2 protein-coding genes are annotated in these 1200 nt (G+C 37.3%); both read left to right on the top strand.

The window, feature by feature from the left end:
- A partial coding sequence (locus PGZ10_RS16510) for a TnpV protein (RefSeq protein ID WP_270541904.1) occupies nt 1-168 on the top strand: 168 nt, incomplete at its 5' end.
- Nucleotides 169-198: 30 nt separating this feature from the next.
- Nucleotides 199-1161, top strand: coding sequence for a DUF3658 domain-containing protein (locus PGZ10_RS16505; RefSeq protein WP_055079943.1), 963 nt, complete (start codon nt 199-201; stop codon nt 1159-1161).
- Nucleotides 1162-1200: the final 39 nt, after the last annotated feature.

Genomic DNA, 1200 nt, shown 5'->3' with positions numbered 1-1200 from the left:
AACGAACAGGCACAGGAACGGTTAGACACTATTATGGAGCAGATGAAAGCTACCGAGGGCGTGACAGAGGAATTAAAGCGTACCTGTCAAATAGAATGGGTACAACGATGTAATAACATCCATAACCGGGCAGAAGAAATTGTTTTGCATGAGATGATTTATTCATAAACAGGAGCAATTAAATCGGAGGTATATCAGATGGTTGAAATTGTATTTAGTGAGAGTGCCTGTGGAAGTTTGAAAATTGCCCAAACTTACGGCAGGGGAAAATATAGAGGAAGTGCAATTTCGGTATTTATAAGGCACGAAAACGGGAGTGTTCCATCTTCAAATGAAATGAAAGAAGCACAACTTCAAGCACAAGAACAAGAATGTATTGCTTGGGAAAATGCTATTCCATTGGGAGGCAAGAGCAGTGATGTTTATTGTTTTGATATGGCTCTTAGTGTGGGAGATATTTCTGATAATGAAATTGGCGAACAGAGGAAAAATGTTCTCAAGAAAATGCTGTCTGTCTGGTTTGTAGAGGATTTAGATTATCAGGTTGAAGAAAAAATACAGAAAATTAAAACTACATTGTCCTCAGTTATTGAACGATATGTAGCTGGGGAAGAAGTTCGCATTTGGTATAGCTATAATCCGGATGAACTTTGCGGTATGTACTGGCTTATGAAACAACTTCGACCATTAAACTGTCAGACAACAATTTATTTGGTTAAATTACCTACATGGGAATATGGAAAAGAAAATACTATGACATCTAAAATATCATGGGGTGAGGTGTCTCCTAGCGAATGGGGAAATTATATAACTCTACAAGAGAAAGCTGAGCCTGTATTTCTTTCAGCTTGCGCTATGAAATGGAATCAACTTCAAAATGAAAATGCACCTTTGCGTGCAATGTTAAATGGTAAATTGCAAAGCGTTTCAGAAGATATATATGATAGTTTCATTCTTCGTGAAATTGCGGAACAGCCAGAACAATTCAAAATGGCTATTGTCATAGGTAATGTTTTAGGAAAATATCAACTTGGAATTAGTGATGTATGGATTTCCAATCGCATTGATAAAATGCTTGAAGATGGTGTGTTGGAAATTATACAGGACGCACCAAAGGGAGAAACAAATTATCGCCGGATATTAAGAAAACGAATGAAATAATAACCACAGTAAGAACCGCTGCTACATGGAAGGCATCCC

It is taken from the genome of Coprococcus sp. AF102-57, assembly GCF_027686195.1.
GTDB lineage: Bacteria > Bacillota > Clostridia > Lachnospirales > Lachnospiraceae > Allocoprococcus > Allocoprococcus comes.
This window is presented reverse-complemented; position numbering and strand designations above follow the sequence as displayed.

Bases quoted from the DNA above. Each gene is read 5' to 3' on its own strand.
- PGZ10_RS16505 (WP_055079943.1), top strand. From the start codon at position 199: ATGGTTGAAATTGTATTTAGTGAGAGTGCCTGTGGAAGTTTGAAAATT.